The sequence below is a fragment of the Methylobacterium sp. CCH7-A2 genome, assembly GCF_001557075.1.
In the GTDB taxonomy this organism is placed as follows: Bacteria; Pseudomonadota; Alphaproteobacteria; order Rhizobiales; family Beijerinckiaceae; genus Allobosea; species Allobosea massiliensis.
The window spans coordinates 1-20,384 of record NZ_LSKN01000062.1 but is presented as its reverse complement, the minus strand read 5'-3'; the positions used below and the strand labels follow the sequence as shown (position 1 = coordinate 20,384).

General features: G+C 70.2%; 22 protein-coding genes. 11 read left to right on the top strand and 11 right to left on the bottom strand.

Features of this window, described 5'->3' with window-relative positions:
- The first annotated feature begins 3 nt into the window (after positions 1-3).
- Genes AX750_RS04300 through AX750_RS04280 form a run of 5 tightly spaced genes read left to right on the top strand, consistent with a single transcriptional unit; the run spans position 4 to position 4,140 of the window.
- Positions 4-822 (top strand): molybdate ABC transporter substrate-binding protein, encoded by an 819-nt coding sequence (locus AX750_RS04300; protein ID WP_066718587.1) that lies wholly within the window; start codon positions 4-6, stop codon positions 820-822.
- A gap of 12 nt (positions 823-834) precedes the next feature.
- A complete protein-coding gene (locus AX750_RS04295) occupies positions 835-1,314 on the top strand; it encodes an SAM-dependent methyltransferase (RefSeq protein ID WP_066718585.1) in 480 nt (159 codons plus the stop codon).
- Entirely contained in the window at positions 1,301-2,332 is a 1,032-nt protein-coding gene (locus tag AX750_RS04290; RefSeq protein WP_066718583.1) for an iron ABC transporter substrate-binding protein, read from the top strand. Before AX750_RS04295 ends, AX750_RS04290 begins: the two co-directional genes overlap by 14 nt.
- Positions 2,333-2,365: 33 nt before the next feature.
- On the top strand, positions 2,366-3,379 hold the full coding sequence (locus tag AX750_RS04285; RefSeq protein ID WP_066718581.1) for an iron ABC transporter permease: 1,014 nt from the start codon (positions 2,366-2,368) through the stop codon (positions 3,377-3,379).
- On the top strand, positions 3,376-4,140 hold the full coding sequence (locus AX750_RS04280) for an ABC transporter ATP-binding protein (protein ID WP_066718579.1): 765 nt from the start codon (positions 3,376-3,378) through the stop codon (positions 4,138-4,140). Before AX750_RS04285 ends, AX750_RS04280 begins: the two co-directional genes overlap by 4 nt.
- 6 nt (positions 4,141-4,146) lie before the next feature.
- Here AX750_RS04280 and AX750_RS04275 read toward each other — a convergent pair whose 3' ends face one another.
- The 10 genes from AX750_RS04275 to AX750_RS04230 all read right to left on the bottom strand — a co-directional run bounded on the left by AX750_RS04275 (position 4,147) and on the right by AX750_RS04230 (position 12,634).
- A complete protein-coding gene (locus AX750_RS04275; protein ID WP_066718576.1) occupies positions 4,147-4,668 on the bottom strand; it encodes a hypothetical protein in 522 nt (173 codons plus the stop codon).
- A gap of 10 nt (positions 4,669-4,678) precedes the next feature.
- A complete protein-coding gene (locus tag AX750_RS04270) occupies positions 4,679-5,614 on the bottom strand; it encodes a nucleoside hydrolase (protein WP_066718573.1) in 936 nt (311 codons plus the stop codon).
- A gap of 4 nt (positions 5,615-5,618) precedes the next feature.
- Positions 5,619-6,383 (bottom strand): ATP-binding cassette domain-containing protein, encoded by a 765-nt coding sequence (locus AX750_RS04265; protein ID WP_066718569.1) that lies wholly within the window; start codon positions 6,381-6,383, stop codon positions 5,619-5,621.
- A gap of 135 nt (positions 6,384-6,518) precedes the next feature.
- Positions 6,519-7,460 (bottom strand): substrate-binding domain-containing protein, encoded by a 942-nt coding sequence (locus AX750_RS04260; protein ID WP_066718567.1) that lies wholly within the window; start codon positions 7,458-7,460, stop codon positions 6,519-6,521.
- 31 nt (positions 7,461-7,491) lie between these two features.
- Positions 7,492-8,448 (bottom strand): ABC transporter permease, encoded by a 957-nt coding sequence (locus AX750_RS04255; RefSeq protein WP_066718566.1) that lies wholly within the window; start codon positions 8,446-8,448, stop codon positions 7,492-7,494.
- A 4-nt stretch (positions 8,449-8,452) separates the two neighbouring features.
- The gene (locus AX750_RS04250) at positions 8,453-9,232 is read right to left on the bottom strand and encodes an SDR family NAD(P)-dependent oxidoreductase (RefSeq protein ID WP_066718565.1); all 780 of its coding nucleotides are present in this window, start codon (positions 9,230-9,232) and stop codon (positions 8,453-8,455) included.
- Between the two features lie 4 nt (positions 9,233-9,236).
- Positions 9,237-10,049: a BtpA/SgcQ family protein gene (locus AX750_RS04245; RefSeq protein WP_066718563.1), complete on the bottom strand. Its 813-nt coding sequence runs from the start codon at positions 10,047-10,049 to the stop codon at positions 9,237-9,239.
- A gap of 6 nt (positions 10,050-10,055) precedes the next feature.
- Positions 10,056-11,594 carry an FGGY-family carbohydrate kinase gene (locus tag AX750_RS04240; RefSeq protein WP_066718558.1) on the bottom strand — a complete coding sequence of 513 codons (1,539 nt, stop codon included), beginning with the start codon at positions 11,592-11,594 and terminating at the stop codon, positions 10,056-10,058.
- Positions 11,591-12,319, bottom strand: a complete 729-nt coding sequence (locus AX750_RS04235; RefSeq protein WP_066718555.1) for a GntR family transcriptional regulator — start codon at positions 12,317-12,319, stop codon at positions 11,591-11,593. The genes AX750_RS04240 and AX750_RS04235 overlap by 4 nt, the downstream gene beginning before the upstream one ends.
- An 84-nt stretch (positions 12,320-12,403) precedes the next feature.
- A complete protein-coding gene (locus AX750_RS04230; RefSeq protein ID WP_066718547.1) occupies positions 12,404-12,634 on the bottom strand; it encodes a DUF1674 domain-containing protein in 231 nt (76 codons plus the stop codon).
- 120 nt (positions 12,635-12,754) lie between these two features.
- On the opposite strand from AX750_RS04230, the gene htpX reads away from it, so the two are divergent.
- The 6 genes from htpX (at position 12,755) to AX750_RS04200 (ending at position 19,310) form a co-directional block, all read left to right on the top strand.
- Positions 12,755-13,681 carry a zinc metalloprotease HtpX gene (htpX, locus tag AX750_RS04225; RefSeq protein WP_066718622.1) on the top strand — a complete coding sequence of 309 codons (927 nt, stop codon included), beginning with the start codon at positions 12,755-12,757 and terminating at the stop codon, positions 13,679-13,681.
- A 4-nt stretch (positions 13,682-13,685) separates the two neighbouring features.
- A complete protein-coding gene (locus AX750_RS04220) occupies positions 13,686-15,056 on the top strand; it encodes an RsmB/NOP family class I SAM-dependent RNA methyltransferase (protein ID WP_082734944.1) in 1,371 nt (456 codons plus the stop codon).
- 63 nt (positions 15,057-15,119) lie between these two features.
- A complete protein-coding gene (locus tag AX750_RS04215) occupies positions 15,120-16,862 on the top strand; it encodes a heparinase II/III family protein (protein ID WP_156446466.1) in 1,743 nt (580 codons plus the stop codon).
- 77 nt (positions 16,863-16,939) lie between these two features.
- Positions 16,940-18,532, top strand: coding sequence for a bifunctional phosphoribosylaminoimidazolecarboxamide formyltransferase/IMP cyclohydrolase (gene purH / locus AX750_RS04210; RefSeq protein WP_066718545.1), 1,593 nt, complete (start codon positions 16,940-16,942; stop codon positions 18,530-18,532).
- Positions 18,533-18,559: 27 nt separating this feature from the next.
- The gene (locus AX750_RS04205; protein ID WP_066718543.1) at positions 18,560-18,826 is read left to right on the top strand and encodes a hypothetical protein; all 267 of its coding nucleotides are present in this window, start codon (positions 18,560-18,562) and stop codon (positions 18,824-18,826) included.
- A 4-nt stretch (positions 18,827-18,830) separates the two neighbouring features.
- Entirely contained in the window at positions 18,831-19,310 is a 480-nt protein-coding gene (locus tag AX750_RS04200) for a YbaK/EbsC family protein (protein WP_066718540.1), read from the top strand.
- 6 nt (positions 19,311-19,316) lie between these two features.
- On the opposite strand, the gene AX750_RS04195 is transcribed toward AX750_RS04200, so the two are convergent.
- The gene (locus AX750_RS04195) at positions 19,317-20,129 is read right to left on the bottom strand and encodes a DUF72 domain-containing protein (RefSeq protein WP_066718619.1); all 813 of its coding nucleotides are present in this window, start codon (positions 20,127-20,129) and stop codon (positions 19,317-19,319) included.
- Between the last annotated feature and the right edge of the window lie 255 nt (positions 20,130-20,384).

Below are 20,384 nucleotides of genomic sequence, written 5' to 3'. Positions count from 1 at the left end.
CCCATGCGCGGCTCGTTCATCGCAGGCCTCGTGCTGATGGCCGGTCTCGCGACGTCGCCTGTTCGCGCGCAGGAGCCGGTTCTCCTGCATGCGGCGGGCAGCCTGCGGGCCGCGCTCACGGAGGTGACGCAGGCCTTCACCGCGCAGAGCGGGCTTCCCGTGAAGCCGGCCTTCGGCGCTTCGGGCCTGCTGCGCGAGCGCATCGCCAAGGGCGAGGCGGCGGAGGTCTTCGCCTCCGCCGATCTCGGCAACCCCCGCACTCTGGCGAAGGAGGGGCGCAGCGGCCCGGTTGTGCTCTTCGCCCGCAACGAACTCTGCGCCTTCGTCCGTCCCGGCGTCGCCGCGACGCCGGAGACGCTGCTGGAGCGCATGCTGGACACGGGCCTCAAGCTCGGCACCTCGACGCCGCGCGCCGACCCCTCCGGCGACTATGCCTTCCAGGTCTTCGCGCGGGCCGAGGCGGTGAAACCCGGCTCCCGGGCGGCGCTGGAGGCCAAGGCGCTGCAGCTGACCGGCGGGCCCGGCAGCGCCCCGGCGCCGGACGGCCTCAACGTCTACGGTCACAACCTCGCCAGCGGCGCGGCCGACATCTTCCTCGCCTATTGCACCAATGCGGCGCCGATCGCGAAGGAGCAGCCGGGGATCCGCATGGTGAAGCTCCCGCCGGAGCTCGCGGTCGGGGCGGATTACGGCCTGACCCTGATGAACGGGGCCTCGCCAAATGCGGGACGCCTCGCCATGTTCATCCTCGCGCAGGAGGGGCAGGCGATCCTGGCCCGGCACGGCTTCACCGCGCCGACGCTCCCGCGCGAAGGCGGTTGACCGGAGACCCCCATGGACTGGCAGGCGACGCGACCGGGCGAGACCAGCGCAAACCTGCCCGACCGGCAGGATGCGCATCTCGTTTTCATCGGCCGCCTGCGAACGCCCTTCGCGACCCGCGACCAGTGCCCGCGCCAGGGCGACGCCGAAGCCGGCCCGGTTTGCCGCGCCGAGATCGACGAACCCTGGCGCGCCGCGCTCGCCGGGATCGAAGACTTCGCCTGGCTCGACCTGCTCTACTGGATGCATCAGGCCCGGCGCGACCTCGTCACCCAGACGCCGCGCGGCGGCGCACCTCTTGGCACCTTCGCGCTGCGCTCGCCCGTTCGGCCCAATCCGATCGCGCTTTCGCGGGTGCGGCTGCTCGGCGTCGAGGACGGCGCGCTGCTGGTGCGCGGGCTCGACTGCCTCGACGGCACGCCGCTGCTCGACATCAAGCCGCATCGCTGCCGGCACAGCCCGCCAACGGAGCCCGGCCATGCCCCGTCCTGACCGCCGCGCCCTGCTGACCGGCCTCGCCGCCCTCGCGGCGTGGCCCCGCGCAGCTCAGGCGGCGAGCGTGCGCGACGGTGCGGGCCGCGACGTCGCCGTGCCCGCCACGGTCACGCGTGTCTTTCCCGCCGGGCCGCCCGCCGCGATCCAGCTCTACACGCTCGCGCCCGATCTGCTGCTGGGCTGGCCCCGCGCCAACCGCCCCGAGGAGCGGGAATTCCTGCTGCCCGGCATCGGCGACCGGCCCGAGATCGGCCGCATCACCGGGCGCGGCAACAGCGCCAATCTCGAAGCCGTGCTCCAGCTCAAGCCCGATTTGATCGTCGATGCCGGCTCCACGGGGCGCACCTATGTCGAACTCGCCGAGCGGGTGCAGGGCCAGACCGGCATCCCCTATGCGCTGCTCGACGGGCGTTTCAGCGCGATTCCCGAGAGCTATCGCATCCTCGGCCGGCTGACCGGCCGCAGCGAACGCGCCGAGACGCTCGCAACCTGGTGCGAGACGGCAATGACGACGATCCGCGGCCGCATCGCCGGCATTCCTGCGGACCAGCGTCCCTCCGTCTACTACGCCCGTGGGCCGCGCGGCCTCGAGACGGGGCTGGGCGGCTCGATCAATGTCGAGACGCTCTCCTTCCTCGGCGCCCGCAACGTCGCCGACCAGCCGGGCAGCGGGCTGGCGCAGGTCTCGCTCGAACAGATCCTGGCCTGGGATCCGGAGGTGATCGTCACCATCGACCTCGCCTTCTCGGAAAGTGTGCGCCGCGATCCTGCCTGGGCCGGTGTCCGGGCGGTGAAGGCCGGCCGCGTCCATCTCTCGCCCAAGATCCCCTTCGGCTGGGTCGATTTCCCGCCCTCGGTCAACCGCATGGTCGGGCTCTGGTGGCTGGCGAAGCTGCTCTATCCGCAAGCTTTCCCGGAAGACATCCGGGCCATCGCGCGCGACTTCCACACGCTGTTCTATCAGGTCACGCCGAGCGAGCCGCAGCTCGACCGCATCCTCGCGGGGCGGGGGTGAGCGCCATGACACCGTCAGGGCGGCCCTGACCCGATGCGCCCCTCGCTCCTGCGCGGCAACGCCATCGCGCTCACCCTGCTCGGCCTCGCCATCCTGCTCGCCTTCGGGGTCGGGCGCTTCCCGGTCGCTCCCGGCGATCTCGCGCGCATCCTCTGGGCGGGCCTGAGCAGCCAGCCTTCCGGCCTGTCGCCGCAGGTCGAGACGGTGATCTGGAACATCCGCGGCCCGCGCGTGCTGGCCGCGCTGCTCTGCGGCGCCGCGCTGGCGGTGGCGGGCACCGCCTTCCAGGGCCTGTTCCGCAACCCGCTGGTCTCGCCGGACATCCTCGGCGCCTCCTCGGGGGCTGCACTGGGAGCGGTCCTCGGCATCTATCTCTCGCTCGGGCTCTTCGCGATCCAGCTCGCCGCCTTCGCCGGTGGGCTGCTGGCGGTGGGGGCCGTTTATGCGGTCGGCTCGACGATCCGGCGCGGCGACCCGGTCCTCGTCCTCGTCCTGACCGGGGTCGTCATCGGCTCGCTTCTCGGCGCCGGCATCGGGCTGATCAAATACTGGGCCGACCCCTACAACCAGCTGCCGGCCATGACCTTCTGGCTGCTCGGCAGCCTCGCTGGCACGGACCGCAGCGATCTCGTGCCGCTGCTCGGCCCGGTCCTGGCGGGCTCGGCGGTGCTGATCGCGTTGCGCTGGCGCATGAACGCGATGTCGCTGCCGGAGGAGGAGGCGCGCGCGCTCGGCCTGCGCACGGGGCCCTTGCGCCTCGCCATCGTCGCCGCCGCGACGCTGGTCACGGCAGCGAGCGTCGCAGCCGCCGGCATCATCGGCTGGGTCGGGCTCGTCGTGCCCCACCTCGCCCGCTTCCTCGTCGGCCCGGACTTCAGCCGTCTGCTGCCGACGGCGGCCGTGCTCGGCGGCGGCTATCTGCTCGTCATCGACACGTTGGCGCGCACGGCCGGCCCGGTCGAGACGCCGCTCGGCATCCTCACCGCCGTGATCGGCACGCCTTTCTTCATCTGGCTGCTCGCCTCGGCCCGCGGAGGCTGGTCGTGAGCCTCGCCGCCTTCGATCTGGTCTACGGCTATCACGAGCGCATCATCGGCCGCGACATCGCCTTGTCGCTTGCCCGCGGCGAGGTTCTGGCCCTGCTCGGCCCCAATGGCAGCGGCAAGACCACGCTGCTGAAGACCCTGCTCGGGCTGCTGCCGGCCCGCGGCGGGACGCTGCTGCTGGACGACCGCCCCCTCGCCGCGCTCTCGCCGCCGGAACGGGCGCGGGCGCTCGGTTATGTCCCGCAGGCCCATGCCGGCACCTTCGCCTTCACCATCGAGACCGTGGTGCTGATGGGCCGCAGCGCCCATGCCGGGCTCTTCGCGGCGCCCTCGCCCCGCGACCATGCGGTCACTGCGGCCATGCTGGAGCGCCTCGGCATCGCCCGGCTGGCGCAGCGGCCCTATACGGAGATTTCCGGCGGCGAGCGCCAGCTCGTGCTCATCGCCCGTGCGCTCGCGCAAGAGCCGGCCTATGTCGTGCTCGACGAACCGACCGCCAGCCTCGATTTCGGCAATCAGGGCCGGGTGATGCAGGAGATCCGCCGGCTGGCGGCGGAAGGGCTCGGCGTGCTGTTCACGACGCATGATCCCAACCAGGCGCTGCGCCATGCCGACCGCGTCATGATGATCCGCGACGGACAGGCCATCGCCAGCGGGGCAGCTGCGGATCTGCTCACGCCCGAGCGGCTGGAACAGCTGTACGGCGTGCCGATCGAAACGGTACAGGACGGAGACGGCCGCATCGCCTTCCTGCCCGGCTGAGAGGCCCTACCGGCAGAAATCGGCGCAGCCCGATTCCCAGAACGGGGCATCGCGGCGCAGCTCCGGCATCGAGGGGCGCGGCTTGGCGCCGGGCAGATCGGCCGGCGTCGGCGCCACCAGCTCCCACCAGCGATGAGCGCATTGCGAGCGGAAGGCCATCTGCTCCGAAATCGAGCTGTCCTGCTTCGCCAGCGCCGCATCGAGCGCCGCGCAAGCCTCGCGCAGCCGCGCATCATGCGTGTCCGAGGGCGCGTTGGCATAGTCGTGGAAGGCGGCGGTGAAGGCCTCCATCTCCTGCGCCAGCTGCGGCCAGTCGTGCCGGTCGAGATTCCAGGCGTCCATCCATTCGCGCACCACGGTCTCGACGGCGTCCGCCTTGGGCCTGTCCTTCACCTTGCGCGCCGTCGTCAGCATGTGGCGCATCAACTCGGCCCGCGCGTGGAGATGGCGGGCGGCCAGCGCTGCCTCGCGCATCGCGGCGATGGCGGCCTCCGCCTCGGCGCGCAATTCCTCGACCAGATGGGGCATCTCGGTTCTCTCAGGGCAAAGTGGCCAGGCGTTCGATCATCCGCTCGAACAGCGTCGTCGCCTCGACGGTCGCGACGACATGGGCATTGGTTTCGCGCTTCAGCCGGCCGTTCCAGTCGATCGTCGTGCGGCCGCGCAGGGAGCCTGCGCCGGTCTCGATCTCGACGAAACAATCGCGCCCCGCGAACAGCTCCGGCCAGAGCAGGAAGGCGATGACGCAGGGGTCGTGCATCGGATGCCCGGCCGTGCCGAGCCCGCCCGGGCGCGGGCGAGTCAGCATGCCGTGGATCGCCCTGCCTGTTGCCGTGCCGAGCGCGCCGATCCGCGCGACCTGCTCATGGCTGGCGATCGCCTGCAGCGTGACGCCGAGCCCCATCATCACGATCGGCCGGCCGCAACCGAAGACGATCGCAGCGGCGTGAGGATCCACATGAACGTTGAACTCGGCCGCCGGCGTCATGTTGCCGAGCCCCAACGCCCCGCCCATCAGCACGATACGCTTCACCTTGGGCAGGATGTCCGGCGCCAGCCGGACCGCGAGCGCCAGATTGGTCAGCGGCCCGAGCGGGCAGAGCGTGATGCCGTCTGCGGGCGCGGCGCGGCAGAGCGCGATGATCGCCTCGACGGCGTGACCGGGGCTGGCTTCGCGCGCCGGCGGAGGCAGGTCGGCCCCGGCGAGCCCATCCGGCCCGCAGACGAATTCCGCCGTCTCCAGAGGGAACAGCAGCGGCCCCTCAGTGCCGGCATGGACGGGGACGGCCGCCGCCTCCGCCCCGGCGAGATCGCGGATGCGCAGGGCGTTGGCGGTGGTCTGCGCCACCGGGACATTGCCGGCGACCGTGGTGATGGCGCGCAGATCGAGCCGGTCGCGCGACGCGAAGGCGAGCAGCAGCGCGACGGCGTCGTCCTGGCCGGGGTCCGTGTCGATGAGGACGGCTTCGCGCATCGGCTCACGCCGCCTTCGCGTTGCCGGCCATGATCAGATGGGCGATGTCGTCAGCCTTGAGATCGCCGATGGGTTGGTCGACATATTTGCGGCCCGCGCCCATGATCACCACCCGGTCGGCGAGTGCCACCACGTCGCGCATGTTGTGGCTGATCAGGATGACGGTGCGCCCGTCGGCCTTGAGCTTGCGGATCAGGTCGAGCACCAGCGCGCTTTCCTTGACGCCGAGCGCCGCCGTCGGCTCGTCCATGATGATGATCTCGGCATTCCAGCGCAGGGCGCGCGAGATCGCGACCGCCTGGCGCTGGCCGCCGGAGAGCCGCTCCACGGGGCGGGTCATGTCCGTCACCGCCGCCGACAGCTGCGAGAGATAGCGCTGCGATTCGGCGATCATGCGCTTCTTGTCGAGCACGCGCAGGAAGGGCAGCAGCAGGGGCCGGGTCAGCTCCGAGCCCATGAACACGTTCTGGGCGATGGAGAGCCGCGGCGCGAGCGCCAGATCCTGGTAGATCGTGGCGACGCCATGCTCCAGCGCGTCATGCGGCGAGCCGAAGGCCACCGGCTGGCCGCGCATGCTGATCGACCCCGAACTCGGCTCTTCGGCGCCCGAAATCACCTTGATCAGGCTCGACTTGCCGGCGCCGTTATCGCCGCAGATCGCGACGACCTCGCCGGGAAAGATATCGAGATCGACCTCGCGCACGGCGACGACCGGGCCGTAGGCTTTGCCGATGCCGCGCAGCGAGAGAAGGGGGGTGGGATCGGTCATGCTCTGTCCGTCCGGCTACGGGGCCACGCGGCGTCATTCTCGGGCGGAGCGAAGCTCCGACCCGAGAATCTCATGCCGGGAAGGCGCTGGTTTCCGAGATGCTCGGGTCTTCGCCCGAGCATGACGCGCAGGGCTTCACTTCAGGAACTGCTGCACGTTCGTCTTGTCGACCAGCACGGCGTCCGTGAAGAGATAGGGCCCGCTGGTGACGGTCTCCTTCGGCTTCTTCTCGACGACGATGGTCTGGATCGCGTCGACCGCCTGCTTGCCCATCGCCTCGAAGGGAATGGCGACGGTCGCGAGGAAGGTCGAGGCGGGGTCGGCGATGCGGGCATAGGTTTCCTTGCCGCCATCGACCGAGACGAGCGGGATCTGGCCCTTCTTGACGCCCTGCGCCTGCAGCAGATCATCGATGATGTAGGCCTGCCCGTCGAAGGAGGCCCAGATGCCGTTGATCTTGCCCTGGTTCTGCAGCAGCAGCGCCTGCATGCCGGCCCGGACGTCGTCGCGCCAGCTCTGGGTGCGCGCCATCGAGAACTTGCCGAGTTCCTTCACCGCCTGGTTCTCGGCCAGCACCGCATCGAGGATGCGGCCGCGGATGCGCGAGGCGACGTTGAGGTCGAAGCGGGCGGTGACGATGTTGCCCTGGTAGCCGAGCTGACCGAGCAGGTAGAGCGCGGCATCCGCGCCGACCTTGTACTCGTTGGTCTGGATGTCGAAGAGCGCATGCGGGCTCGACCCCGACTGCACGGTGACGACGGGGATCTTCGCGTCCTTGGCCGCCTTGAACTGGGCGTCGGCCTCGACCGGCTTGCCCATGGCGATGATGATGGCGTCGACCTTCTTGGCGATCAGCGCGTCGAACTGCTCGGCATGCTTGGGCAGCGCGCCCTCCGAGTTCAGCAGTGTCACGCCCCAGCCTTTCGCCTTGGCGGCGGCGGCGGCGGCGTTTGCGACGCGGGCATGCGTCTCCGACGAGAACTGGAAGCCGATGATCCCGACCTCGAAGGCCTGCGCCTGCGAACCCAGCGCGACCATCGCGGCCGCCGCCAGCAGCATCTTCCTCAATCCGAACATGTGACCTCTCCCCTCGTTCTTGTGGTGGTTCTCAGACCTTGAAGGCCGCCTTCTTCATCGCGCTGGCCGAGAACGCGACCGAGCCGATGATAATGACGCCGAGCACGATGTCCTGGATGTAATAGGGCGCGCCGAGCAGGACCAAGCCGTTGCCGAGCACCTTCAGCACCAGCGCCGCGAACACCGTGCCGGCGATGTTGGGCTTGCCGGGCTCGAACATGGTCATGCCGAGCAGCACGGCGGCGATGGCGTAGAGCAGATAGTCGCCCGCCATGTTGGGCGCCGCCGAGGACAGGTTCGCGGCCAGCAGCGCCGCCATCAGCCCGGCGAAGACGCCCGCCAGCAGCAGGCCGATGCGCTTCATCCGCGCCGTGGCGATGCCGGCGAGCCGCGCCGCCTCGTCCGCCTCGCCGGTCGCGACCATATGCGCGCCGGTGCGCGTCCATTTCACCAGGACCCAGGCGAAGAGCGTCGCGCCGGTCATCCAGAGCACGAGATTGGGGATGCCGAAGCTGTAGCCGCGCGCCAGCCCGGTGAAGCTCACCGGCCAGCGCCCGGTGAAAGCGACGCCTTGGGTGATCATGAAGGCCAGCCCCTTGGCGATGGCCGCTGTCCCCAGAGTCATGATCAGCGAGGGGATGCGCAGCACCGTGACGCCATAGCCGTTCAGGCTGCCGAGCACGATGCCGATCGCGAGCGCGGCCCCGAAGGCGACCGCTGGCGGATATTGCGAATGCACCATCCAGCCGCAGACCACCGCCGCCAGGCTCGCCATCTCGGCGATCGAAAGGTCGAGCTCCGCCACCGTGAAGGCGAGCGCGAAGCCCAGCGCCAGGATGGCGAGGAAGCTCGTATCCTTCAGCACATTGATGATGTTCATCGTGCTGGCGAAATTCGGCGCGAAGAGCAGGAAGAAGACGACCAGCACGAGCCCGGCGATGGCCGTGCCGTAGCGCCCGATCACCTCGCGAACATCGAGCCCGGCCATGCCCTCAGGCCCCCTTCGCGATGGTCGAGATCGGCGAGAGGATCTCGATGCCGCCGGTGATCGGGATCAGCGCACCGGTCACGAAGGCCGCCGAGGGCGAAAGCAGGAAGGCGATCACGGCAGCGACATCCTCGGGTCGTCCCAAACGTCCAAGCGGCGTGCGCACAGCGGCGCCGGCAACCAGCGCATCGAACTGCTGCGCGAAGCCGCCGCGCACCATAGGCGTATCGATGATCCCCGGCGCCACCGCATTCACGCGAATGCCATGCGGGCCGAGCTGCTGGGCCATGCCGTAGGTGAGGGTCGCGACGCCGCCCTTCGCCGAGCCATAGGCGAGATTGGCCCCGCCATTGGCATGGGCGATCGAGGAGATGTGGACGATGGACCCGCCTTCGCCCTGGCCGACCATCTGGCGCGCGGCCGCCTTCGAGATGCGAAAGACGGCCGAGAGATTGATGTCGACGAGCCTGTCCCACTCGTCATCCTCCATCTCGACCAGCGGCACGGGGCGCGAGGCGCCCGCCCCCGTCACGAGATGATCGAGCCGGCCGAAGCGCTCGACCGCCAGATCGACGCAGGCCTGGGCGAGATCCCGCTCGCGGACATCGCCGGCCAGCGTCGCGACGCTGGCGCCCTGCGCGGCAAGGTCCCGGGCCAGCGCGTCGAGCCCGCTCTGGTCGAGCCCCGACAGCACCAGACGATGGCCCTGCTGCGCCAGCATCGCAGCGAGTGCGCCGCCGATGCCGCCCGAAGCGCCCGTGACGAGGGTGACCGGTCCCGCCATGGCTTCAGGCCGCCTTGCGGTTTTCATAGGCGCGCACCAGCGCCTGGGCGCGGCGCGGCTCGACCGGGTTCAGCGTCTGACGGTCGTATTTGATCGAGGTGCCGACGATGAACAGCTCGGCGACCTCGGCCAGCCGCGCGATGTTCTCCTCCGCCACGCCGGTGCCGACCGCGACAGGCGTATCGGGCACCTGACGGGCGACGCTCTCGATCACCGCGATGTCGGCCTCCTTGCCGGCGGCCGGGCCACCGACGCAGACGATGTCGGCGAGCCCGATGAAGACCGCGCCCGAGGCCTTCTGCTCGACGGGGCGGTTGTCGAGGTTGATCGAGAAGCCCGGCGTGACGTTGCAGATGATGCGGATGTTCTCGGCCCCGAGATTGGCGCGCAGGCGAAGCGCCCTCGCACCGTCCGGCGTCATCATGCCAATGTCGCCGACGAGCCCGCCGGTGAGGAAGGCGCGCACGAAGCGCCCGCCCGTCGCATGGGCGACCGCGATCGAGGCCGGCGGGTCGATCAGCATGTTGACGCCGTGCGGCAAGGTCGTCTGCGCCTGGCATTCGGCGATCACCTCGGTCATCGCGGCGACGACCTCGATCGGCATGGTGCCCTCATAGGGCATGTCGGATTCATTGGTGTAGAGCAGCGCGTGGAAGCCGGCCTCCTCGAGGATCTTCGCCTCCTCCTTCGCCTGCTTCACGATCTTCCGCATGCCGCCGGCACGGTCGTAGAGCGGCGTTCCCGGCAGGGCGAGCGTGTGGACGCAGCCGATGAGGAGATGGTCGCGGCCGAAATCGGTCTGGACGAGGGTCTTCATGGGCGGTCAGTCCTTGCTGGCGGTCAGGGGCGCGGCGTGGATGCCGGGCAGGGCGCCGGCGCTGCGCGAGAGCGTGGCGAGGTCGGCGGAGAGGGGGGCGAGCGCCGCTTCGCTGCGCCGGTAGAGCGAAAACAGCGCGTCATAGGCCGGTCTCCGCTCCGGTTCCGGCGTGAAGCGTCGCGCCGGCCGCACCAGCGCCTCCTGGGCCTCCGCCAGCGAGGTGAAGCGCCCGAGCCCGGTCCAGGCGACGATCGCGGCACCGAGCAGGCCCGGCTCTTTCGAAGCACCGACCACCACGGGCCGCCCGCAGATATCCGCCTTGATCTGGCTCCAGACCGGATTGGCCGCCGCGCCGCCACCGAAACGGATTTCGCCGACGGGCGCCCCCAGCGCGGCCTCGGCCCGCTCCAGCACGATCCGGTTCAGGAAGGCGACGCCCTCCAGCACCGCATAGGCGAGGTCGGTCGCGCCATGCTGGCGGCCGAGCCCGAGGATCGCCCCGCGCAGGGCGGGATTCCAGTAGGGCACGCGCTCGCCCTGGAGATAGGGCAGGAAGATGAGCGGCTGCGGATGCCGGCGCCCGGTCAGCAGCGCGTCGATGCGCTGGCCGGTCGAGCCCTGGTCAGCGCCTTCCCGCGCCAACAGCGAAAGCAGCCAGGACACCGTGTCGGCCCCGTTCTGGCTCGGCCCGCCGATCTGCCAGAGGCCGCGCCAGTCGACCGTCAGCAGGCCCTCGGCCTCGACCGGCTCCAGACCGACGGCGCCCAGCACCTCCGTGGTGCCCGAAATATTGTAGGCATAGCCCGGCCGCAGCGCGCCGAGGCCCGCCACCGCGACCCAGGTGTCGCTCGACGAACAGAACACGGGTACGCCGGCCAACCGATCGAGCGGCGCGGGCAGGCCCGGCTGCACCGGCCCGACCGTCTCGCAGGGCTCCAGCATGGGCGGCAGGATGCCGGCGGCAAGCCCGATCGCGGCGAAGGGATCGACGCCGTCGACGGCTTCGCGGGAGGCCAGCAGCCGCGCCATCGAGACGGGGTCGCCGGCTTGGCGGCCGGTGAGGCGGGCGTTCAGATAGTCCTTGGGCTCGAGCACGCAGGCGAGCGCGCGGAAGCAGGCCTCTTCCTCCTCCCGCAGCCAGGCGAGGCGCGCCAGCGGATGGAAGGCGTTGATGCGCTGCGCCTCGGGGTGCTCGCCCAGCCGCGCGCGCAACCGCCCCGCGGCAGCCTCCGAGCGCGTATCCTTCCAGGTCATGGCCGGGCGCAGCTGGCGCCCGTCGCGACCGAGGAAGACCTGCGTGCGGGTGACACCGCAGATCGCGACGGCCTCGATTGCGTCGAACAAGGCGGGCTCGGCCTCGGCGAGCTGTCCGGCCGCCTCGACGAGGATGCGCCACCAGGCGGTCGCGTCGATCTCCGACCAGCCCATGCGGTCGATCGCGGTCGGGCCGAGGATCATCGCCTGCGCGCGGGTCACGCCGGTCTCGTCGATCAGCGCGGCGCGGAAGCTGGTGCCGCCGAGATCGCAGGCGAGGACGACGCTCATACGGTGGCTCCCGGGGCCGAGTCCGTGACGTCGCGATGGATCGTGAAGCGGTAGATGTCGCCGCGGATCAGGTTGTCGCTGACCTCGACCACCGCACCGGTCGCGTCCCGCGCCACGCGCTGGGAACGGAACACCGCCGTGCCCGGCGCGATCGCCAGCGGCTCGGCCTCCTCGGCGCTGACGGACCAAGGCTCCAGGGTTTCCTCGACGGTAGCGACCTGCACGCCGCGGCATTCGGCGAGATAGCGATAGAGCGAGGCATTCTCGAGATCGGCGGCCGTGGTTTCACCCAGCGTCACGAGCCCGACGCGCGAACGCTGCAGAACCGCCGGTTGATCGTCGAGGCAGCGCAGGCGGGTCAGTTCGACGAGGCCGTCGGCCGCGGCCGGCCCGAACAGCGCCGCTTCCTCCGCGGCGGCGGGCCGCGCGACGAGCGCGATCACGCGCGTGGTCGGCACGCGCCCCGCCATCCGCGCCTCGGTGTGAAAATCGACGATGCTGCCGAGATTCTTGGCGATGTGCCGCGGACGGTAGAAGGTGCCCCGCCCCTGCCGGCGCTCGATCAGGCCCTGATCCTGCAGCTGCTTCAGCGCCGCGCGGATGGTGGTGCGGCTGGCGCCGTAGCGCTCGCAGAGCTCATGCTCGGAGGGGATCGCGCGGGACGTGTCGCCGCCCGCCGCGAGGCCGCGTTCCAGACTTCGGGCGATGTCCTGATAGCGGATCACGCGGCGGCCCCGGCTGAGGAGCCACCATGAAAGATACAAATCCAATACAAGTCAAGCGGAGTGGAGCCGCGGAGGCGAGAGCGATCAGAAGTCGCTGGTCAGGCCCTTCACCTCCCAGTCATTGTAGCGCACCGGCTCGAGCCCGCCGCGCCCGTCGATCTCCTTGCGGCTGGCGACATCGGCCGCGCGCGCATCGATCTCGGCCCGTCTGGCCTGCGCCTCGGCCAGCGCGCGCTGCGCCGCCGGCGACAGGGTCTTCGGTGCGGTCTGCGCGCCATCCGCCGGGGCGGGGGTCACGTCATGGGGCTCGCTCATCGCCTCGGTCTCTCGCAAAGTCCTTGCAGGATCGCCGTCCGCTTCACCACATAAGGGCCTGAACCGCATCCGGGGAGAGGCATGTCGCCGCGAGCCGGGCCGCGAAGCAAGGGGATGACGATGAACTATGTCCGCACCGGCATGCTGATGGCCGGTCTCACCGCGCTCTTCGGCGCGGTCGGCTATCTGCTCGGCGGCGGCGGCGGCATGCTGATGGCGCTCGGCTTCGCCGCCGTCACCAACCTGTTCAGCTACTGGAACTCGGACCGGCTGGCGCTCGCCGCCCACAACGCCCATGAGGTCGACGAGCGGAGCGCGCCGGAGCTGTACGGCATGGTGCGCGACCTCGCGGCGAGGGCCAACATGCCGATGCCGCGCGTCTACCTGATCGACGAGGACCAGCCCAACGCTTTCGCCACCGGCCGCAACCCGGAGAATGCGGCGGTTGCGGCCACCACCGGCATCCTGCGCACTCTGAGCTATGAGGAGCTGGCGGGCGTGATGGCGCATGAGCTGGCCCACATCAAGAACCACGACACGCTGACGATGACGATCACCGCCACCATGGCGGGCGCGATCTCCTCGCTCGTGACCTTCGGCATGATGTTCGGCTCGCGCGAGAACCGGCCCAACCTCATCGTCCAGATCCTGCTCTCGATCCTGGCGCCGATGGCCGCGATGATCATCCAGATGGCGATCTCGCGCTCGCGCGAATACGAGGCCGACAAGCTGGGCGGGGAGATCTGCGGCAATCCGGTCTGGCTCGCCAATGCCCTGGCCAAGATCGCCGGCGGCGTCGCGCACACGCCGAACGAGACGGCGGAGGCGAAGCCTGCTACGGCGCACATGTTCATCATCAATCCCCTCACGGCTGGCGGCATGGATTCCCTGTTCTCGACCCACCCCGATACCGGCAACCGCATCGCCGCGCTGATGGAGCAGGCCCGCGCCATGGGCGTCGGCCGCAGCGGCGGCGGCTTCATGAGCCAGGCGATCCAGAGCCCCTGGAGCGGCGGGTCCGGCCGGGCGCCGGGTCCCTGGGGCTGATCCGGTGGCGAAGGGACGCAAGGCGGACGCTCTCCACACCGAAGCAGGACCGACAGAGGACGGCAACAGCGGAACGGCGCCGGGCCTGCCGGCTCGCAAGCTCGCCGCGGCCGTGATCGACGAGGTGCTGCGGGCGAAGCTCTCGCTCGACGACACCCATGAGCGGCTGGCGCCGTCCTACGGGCTCGACGCCGCCGACAGCGCCCTGGCGCGCGCCATCGCAATCACCGCCTTCCGGCGCCTGGGCACGATCCAGGAGGCGATCAACGCGCGTCTGGAGCGCGGCAGCCCGCGCAATTCCGGGCCCTTTGAGCCGATCATGGTCGCGGCCGCCGCGCAGATTCTGTTCCTCGACGTGCCGGACCATGCCGCCGTCGATCTGGCGATCCGCCAGCTCCACGAAGATGCGCGCTCTTCGCGCTATGTCTCGCTCGGCAATGCGCTGCTGCGGCGGCTGGCCCGTGAACGCGAGGCCATCCTCGCCGAGGCGGTCGACCCCTTCCTCGACACGCCGGAATGGCTCGCCGAGAGCTGGATGGAGAGCTATGGCGAGAATGTCGCCGCCGCCATCGCCGAGAGCCATCGCGACGAGCCGCCGCTCGACATCTCGGTGAAATCCGATCCCGAGGGCTGGGCGGAGAAGCTGGACGGCCTCCTGCTGCCGACGGGCTCGATCCGCCTGCGCGAGCGCGGCGGCATCACCGGCCTGCCCGGCTTCGACGACGGCGCCTGGTGGGTGCAGGACGCCGCCGCGGCGCTGCCCGTGCGCCTGCTCGCGCCGAAGCCGGGCGAGCGCATCGTCGATCTCTGCGCCGCGCCCGGCGGCAAGACCGCGCAGCTCGCGGCGATGGGCGCGCAGGTCACGGCCGTCGATCGTTCAGGACCGCGCCTGCGCCGGCTCCGCGCCAATCTGGAGCGGCTTGCCCTCACGGCCGAGATCGTCACCGCCGATGCCGCTCAATGGCAGGCCGAGCCCTTCGACGCCGTGCTGCTCGACGCCCCCTGCAGCGCCACCGGCACGATCCGCCGCCACCCCGACGTCGCCTGGACGAAATCGCCCGAGGATCGCGACAAGCTCGTCGCGCTGCAGGCACGGCTGCTCGAAGCCGCGGCGCGTCTGACGAAGCCGGGTGGCCGGCTGGTCTATTGCACCTGCTCGCTCGAGCCGCAGGAAGGCGAGGCGCAGATCGAGGCCTTCCTGAAGGCCCATGCCGATTTCGTCCGCAAGCCCGTCGAGCCCGCGGAAATCGGCGGCCTCACCGAGGCGATCGACCGCAATGGCGACATGCGGACCCTGCCGCAGCAGCTCCGCAACGAGACGCCACGTCTCTCGGGATGGAGCGGATTTTACGCAACCCGCCTGATCAGGCTATGACAGCCTGGGGAATCGGACGGGCGATCGACGCCTTGGGTCGTGAGTACGGGGCATATCGGGGCATTGAACGGCTGGTCTGAGCGCAGGGGTTTGGCGCAGGCCGCGATCGGACGGGCGGCCCGGCGAACCCGTGGTCAGCTCTTCGGCATCGCGCGCCGGCTCTGGCCGTTCGGGCGATCCGCCGCGACGCGCCTCCTCTTCGCGCCCCATGATCTGCGGACCGCAGATCCGACCACAGCGGCCGACATCTACGCCGGCTACTACGCCTTCGCCGGCCGCACCCTGCGCACCCATGGCGAATCCCCCTTCGACAGCGCGCCGCCGAGCGAGGCCTGGGCCGAGGCGCTGTTCGGCTTCGGCTGGCTGCGCCACATGCACGCCGCCAATACGGCGCTCGCCCGCGCCAATGCCCGGGCGCTCGTCGAGGACTTCATCGCCCGCAAGCGCGAGCGCGGCGAGATCGCGCGCCGCCCGGCCGTGGCGGCACGCCGGCTGATCTCGCTGCTCTCGCATTCGCCCCTGCTGCTGGAGGGTGCCGACCATGTCTTCTACGACCGCTTCCTGCGCCATGTCTGGCGCCTGGCCGACCGCCTGCATTTGGAGCTGGCCGGAGCGGTGGAGGGCGGCGCACGCCTCAACTGCCTGATCGCGGTGAGCTTCGCGGCCATCTGCCTCGACGGACAGGACGGCCGCCGGCGCCGCCTCGATCACCTACTGTCCGACGAACTCGACCATCAGATCCTGCCGGATGGCGGCCATCTCAGCCGCAATCCGCGCGTTCTGATCGAACTGCTTCTCGATCTTCTGCCCTTGCGCGAGACCTTCATGGCGCGCGGCATCGAGCCGCCACGCGGCATGCTGATGGCGATCGAGCGGATGATGCCGCATTTGCGCCTGTTCCGGCACGGCGACGGGGCGCTGGCCCTGTTCAACGGCATGGGTACGACGCCGCCGGACCTGATGGCGACACTGGCAGCCTATGACGACGCCCGGGCGCGGCCGATCGAGCAGGCCGGCTATTCCGGCTACAGCCGCCTGACCGGGGAGCGCGCCCTCGTCGTGATCGAGGCCGGCGCTGCGCCACGGGGCGCCTATTCCGTCGAGGCCCATGCCGGCTGCCTCTCCTTCGAGTTCTCGAGCGGCGCCCAGCGCATCGTCGTCAATTGCGGAACCAGCCGCTACGGCTCGGCCGAGCTGCGCCAGGCGGCGCGCAGCACGGCCGCCCATTCCACGCTGACCCTCGCCGATCGCTCGAGCGCCACCTTCGGCCGCGTGCTGGGCGAGATGCGAGTCATCGCCGGCCCCGCCGATGTGCGCGTCGCGCGGCAGGACACGGAAACCGGCCCCGAATGGGTCGGCAGCCATGATGGCTATCGCCGCGGCCTCGGCGCCGTGCACACCCGCCGCATTCTGCTCGCGCGCGACGGCGCCGCGCTGTCGGGAGAAGACGAGGTCACGCTGAGCGAGCCGCCGCCCAACATGCCGGCGGTGGCGCGTTTCCACCTCCACCCGGCGGTCAGGGCGAGTCTCGTGCGCGATGGCGAGGCCGTGATGCTGGCTCTGCCGAATGGCGAGGTCTGGTCCTTCGAGGCGCAGGGACTGCCGCTTTCGGTCGAGGAAAGCATCTTCCTGGCCGCGGCCGACGGCCGGCGACGAACCGAGCAGATCAGCGCCACCTTCGATGCTGTGGCGACGCCCCGGATCGCCTGGCGCTTCAGCCGCGTCGGCGCGGCCGGCCCCGCATCCGCGCGCTTCCGCCCTCCACCACCGGAGGAGACCCCGCCGGAATCGCCCGCGGAACCCTGAACGGTCGGCTCACTTTGCTTTGCGCGCCGCAGCATGATAGCTCGCGCCCGACCGTCTCCTGTGCTGGACCCTTTCCGATGCCGACCGAGCTCCGCCGCGTCGAACGCGCCCTCCTTTCCGTCTCCGACAAGACCGGGCTGGTCGAGTTCGCGCGCGCCCTGAACCGGCTGGGCATCGCCCTCGTCTCGACGGGCGGCACGGCGAAGGCGCTGGCCGAGGCCGGCCTGCCCGTCTCCGACGTGTCGGACCTCACCGGCTTCCCGGAGATGATGGACGGGCGCGTCAAGACGCTTCACCCGAAGGTTCATGGCGGTCTGCTCGCGATCCGCTCCCACCCCGAGCATCAGGCCTCGATGCTCGGCCACGGCATCGCGCCGATCGACCTGCTCGTCGTCAATCTCTACCCCTTCGAGGCGACGGTCGCGGCCGGCAAGCCCTATGACGACTGCATCGAGAACATCGATATCGGCGGCCCCGCGATGATCCGCGCCGCCGCGAAGAACCATCACGACGTCGCCGTCGTCGTCGAACCCTCGGATTACGCAGCGGTCCTCGCCGATCTCGAGGCGCAGAAGGGCGCGACCACGCTGACGCTGCGCCGCCGGCTCGCGCAGAAGGCCTATGCCCGCACGGCGGCCTATGACGCCGCGATCTCGAACTGGTTCGCCAATGAGCTGGGCGACACCGCCCCGGCCTATCGCGCGCTCGGCGGCCAGCTCGCCGAGACGATGCGCTATGGTGAGAACCCGCATCAATGGGCGGCCTTCTACCGGACGCCCGGTACCCGGCCCGGCGTCGCCACGGCCCGCCAGGCCCAGGGCAAGCAGCTCTCCTTCAACAACATCAACGACACCGACGCCGCCTTCGAATGCGTCGCCGAGTTCGACCCCGCGACGGCGGCCGCCTGCGTCATCGTCAAGCACGCCAACCCTTGCGGCGTCGCCACGGGCCCCTCGCTGCTCGCCGCCTATGAGCGCGCGCTGGCCTGCGACCCGGTCTCGGCCTTCGGCGGCATCGTCGCGCTCAACCGCCGGCTCGACGCCGAGGCCGCGCGGAAAATCGTCGAGATCTTCACCGAGGTGATCATCGCGCCCGAGGCGGACGAGGATGCGATCGCCCTGATCGCCGCCAAGAAGAACCTGCGCCTCCTGCTCACCGGCGGCCTGCCGGATGTGCGCGCGCCCGGCCTCTCGCTGCGCACCGTCTCGGGCGGCTTCCTCGCCCAGGCGCGCGACAACGCCGTGGTCGACGACATGGAACTGAAGGTCGTGACCAAGCGCCAGCCGAGCGAGCGGGAGCTGGCCGATCTGCGCTTCGCCTTCCGCGTCGCCAAGCACGTCAAGTCGAACGCCATCGTCTATGTGAAGGACGGCGCCACCGTCGGCATCGGTGCCGGCCAGATGAGCCGTGTCGATTCCTCGCGCATCGCCGCGTGGAAGGCGGCCGAAGCCGCCAAGGCCGCTGGCTTGCCGGAGACGCTCGCGAAGGGCTCGGTCGTCGCCTCCGACGCCTTCTTCCCCTTCGCCGACGGCCTGCTGGCCGCGGCCGAGGCCGGTGCGACGGCCGTGATCCAGCCCGGCGGCTCGATGCGCGACGACGAGGTGATCAAGGCCGCCGACGAGGCCGGACTCGCCATGGTCTTCACCGGCCATCGCCATTTTCGCCACTGAGCCCAACCGCGCAGGGAGGGCTGCCGGATGCACACGCTGAAACTCATCGCCGCCGGTTTCGCCCTGCTCGGCGCGCTGCATTTCCTGGCGCGCCGGCTGAAGCTCGGCGGCGGCGATCCGACCGGCTTCGCCGTCAAGCTCTTCCTGCCGCTCTGGCTCGTGGCTGCGCTGGTCAATCTCTGGGTCGGCGTCAACCGCGCCGGCTACACGCTGCTGCAGGAGATGCCGTTCTTCTCGCTGGTCTTCGGCCTGCCGGCAGCGTTCGCGATCCTGCTCTTCCTGAAGTTCAGGTGATGCGATGAGCCTCGATTCCGTCCGCGCCTTCTTCGCCGCCCATGCCCCCGACATCCCGGTCATCGTCACGCCCGAGAGCAGCGCGACGGTCCAGCTGGCCGCCGCCGCCCATGGCGTGGAGCCCGCACGGATCGCCAAGACGCTGTCGCTGCGGGTCGGCGAGCGCGTCGTCCTGGTGGTGGCGCGCGGCGATGCCCGGCTCGACAACCGCAAGGCCAAGGCGGCGTTCGGCGCCAAGCCGCGCATGCTCGATCTGGCCGAGGTCGAGGCGCTGACCGGCCATCCCGTCGGCGGCGTCTGCCCTTTCGGGCTCGCGACGCCGCTGCCGGTCTATTGCGACATCTCGCTGAAGGCCTTCGAAGAGGTCGTGCCCGCCGCCGGTTCGACGCACAGCGCGGTGCGGATCGCGCCCGATCGCATCGCAGCGCTGACCGGCGCGGACTGGGTCGATGTTTGCCAGGATGTCGTCGCCTCGGACGGCTGACGGACCTCAGCCGGAATCCGCCAACCGGCCCGTCAGCGCCATGGCAGCGGCGGGATTGCGGATTTTGGCGCCGCTGATCACGTAGAGAAAGACGTCGCGCGCCACGGTCGGCGCTGGCTCCGTGGCGACGCACTCCAGATCGCCGGGAGCCTCTCCCTTCGACCATTGCCGCGCACGCTGCACCCATCGGTCGAGATCGGCGTCCGGATAGCCCTCCGGCTCCTCCTCGCGCGTTCCCATGATCCGGGCACAAACGAAGGGCGCCGTCGCATCGGCGATCTGCGGATAATCCGAATCCGCCGCGGTGATCGCCGCCACGCCATACTCCCGCAGGAGAGCGATGAAGTCCGGTGTACGAAAGCTGTCATGGCGGACCTCGACGGCATGGCGGATCGCGAGGCCGTCGACGTTGTGCGGCAGAAGCTTCAGGAAGGCCTCGAAATCAGCCGGGTCGAAGGCCTTGGTCGGCATGAACTGCCAGTTGATGGGCCCGAGCTTTTCCTTCAGCTCCGTCACGCCGCTGCCGAAGAACTTCTCGATCGACGCGCCCGCTTCCGCCAGCACCCGGCGATTGGTGATGTAGCGCGAACCTTTGACGGCAAAGACGAAGCCGTCCGGCGTCTCCGCCCGCCAGCGGGCAAAACTCTCAGGCTTCTGCGAGCCGTAATAGGTGCCGTTGATTTCGATCGTGCCCAGATGCGCGGCCGCGTGCTCGAGCTCCCGCTTCTGCGGCAGGCCCTCGGGATAGAATGTGCCGCGCCAGGGTTCGAACACCCAGCCGCCGATACCGACCCGGATCGTGCCCTGCGGCTTGGTCATCGTCATCTCCAGCGTGGCAAGGTCTCGGTCCGATGCGAGCGCGGCTGTGAAGCCGGCCCAGCACTGTCTCCGACCCTAGCAGGCGTTCGACCTGGTCCGAAGGCGCTGTGCGCCAGGCTGTGTCAGCAGCGGCACGAGTCTTACACAGCCCCACCTGGCATGAGGCCCATCTGAACGCAAACGCCCGCCGCTTTTCAGCGTGCGGGCGTTTTGATCGTTTGATTTTGGTTGCGGGGGCCAGATTTGAACTGACGA

Excerpts from the sequence above, each read along its gene's own strand:
- AX750_RS04300 (WP_066718587.1), top strand. The coding sequence starts at position 4 with ATGCGCGGCTCGTTCATCGCAGGCCTCGTGCTGATGGCCGGTCTCGCG.
- AX750_RS04295 (WP_066718585.1), top strand. The coding sequence starts at position 835 with ATGGACTGGCAGGCGACGCGACCGGGCGAGACCAGCGCAAACCTGCCC.
- AX750_RS04290 (WP_066718583.1), top strand. The coding sequence starts at position 1,301 with ATGCCCCGTCCTGACCGCCGCGCCCTGCTGACCGGCCTCGCCGCCCTC.
- AX750_RS04285 (WP_066718581.1), top strand. The coding sequence starts at position 2,366 with ATGCGCCCCTCGCTCCTGCGCGGCAACGCCATCGCGCTCACCCTGCTC.
- AX750_RS04275 (WP_066718576.1), bottom strand. The coding sequence starts at position 4,668 with ATGCCCCATCTGGTCGAGGAATTGCGCGCCGAGGCGGAGGCCGCCATC.
- AX750_RS04270 (WP_066718573.1), bottom strand. The coding sequence starts at position 5,614 with ATGCGCGAAGCCGTCCTCATCGACACGGACCCCGGCCAGGACGACGCC.
- AX750_RS04265 (WP_066718569.1), bottom strand. The coding sequence starts at position 6,383 with ATGACCGATCCCACCCCCCTTCTCTCGCTGCGCGGCATCGGCAAAGCC.
- AX750_RS04260 (WP_066718567.1), bottom strand. The coding sequence starts at position 7,460 with ATGTTCGGATTGAGGAAGATGCTGCTGGCGGCGGCCGCGATGGTCGCG.
- AX750_RS04255 (WP_066718566.1), bottom strand. The coding sequence starts at position 8,448 with ATGGCCGGGCTCGATGTTCGCGAGGTGATCGGGCGCTACGGCACGGCC.
- AX750_RS04250 (WP_066718565.1), bottom strand. The coding sequence starts at position 9,232 with ATGGCGGGACCGGTCACCCTCGTCACGGGCGCTTCGGGCGGCATCGGC.
- AX750_RS04245 (WP_066718563.1), bottom strand. The coding sequence starts at position 10,049 with ATGAAGACCCTCGTCCAGACCGATTTCGGCCGCGACCATCTCCTCATC.
- AX750_RS04240 (WP_066718558.1), bottom strand. The coding sequence starts at position 11,594 with ATGAGCGTCGTCCTCGCCTGCGATCTCGGCGGCACCAGCTTCCGCGCC.
- AX750_RS04230 (WP_066718547.1), bottom strand. The coding sequence starts at position 12,634 with ATGAGCGAGCCCCATGACGTGACCCCCGCCCCGGCGGATGGCGCGCAG.
- htpX (WP_066718622.1), top strand. The coding sequence starts at position 12,755 with ATGAACTATGTCCGCACCGGCATGCTGATGGCCGGTCTCACCGCGCTC.
- purH (WP_066718545.1), top strand. The coding sequence starts at position 16,940 with ATGCCGACCGAGCTCCGCCGCGTCGAACGCGCCCTCCTTTCCGTCTCC.
- AX750_RS04205 (WP_066718543.1), top strand. The coding sequence starts at position 18,560 with ATGCACACGCTGAAACTCATCGCCGCCGGTTTCGCCCTGCTCGGCGCG.
- AX750_RS04200 (WP_066718540.1), top strand. The coding sequence starts at position 18,831 with ATGAGCCTCGATTCCGTCCGCGCCTTCTTCGCCGCCCATGCCCCCGAC.
- AX750_RS04195 (WP_066718619.1), bottom strand. The coding sequence starts at position 20,129 with ATGACCAAGCCGCAGGGCACGATCCGGGTCGGTATCGGCGGCTGGGTG.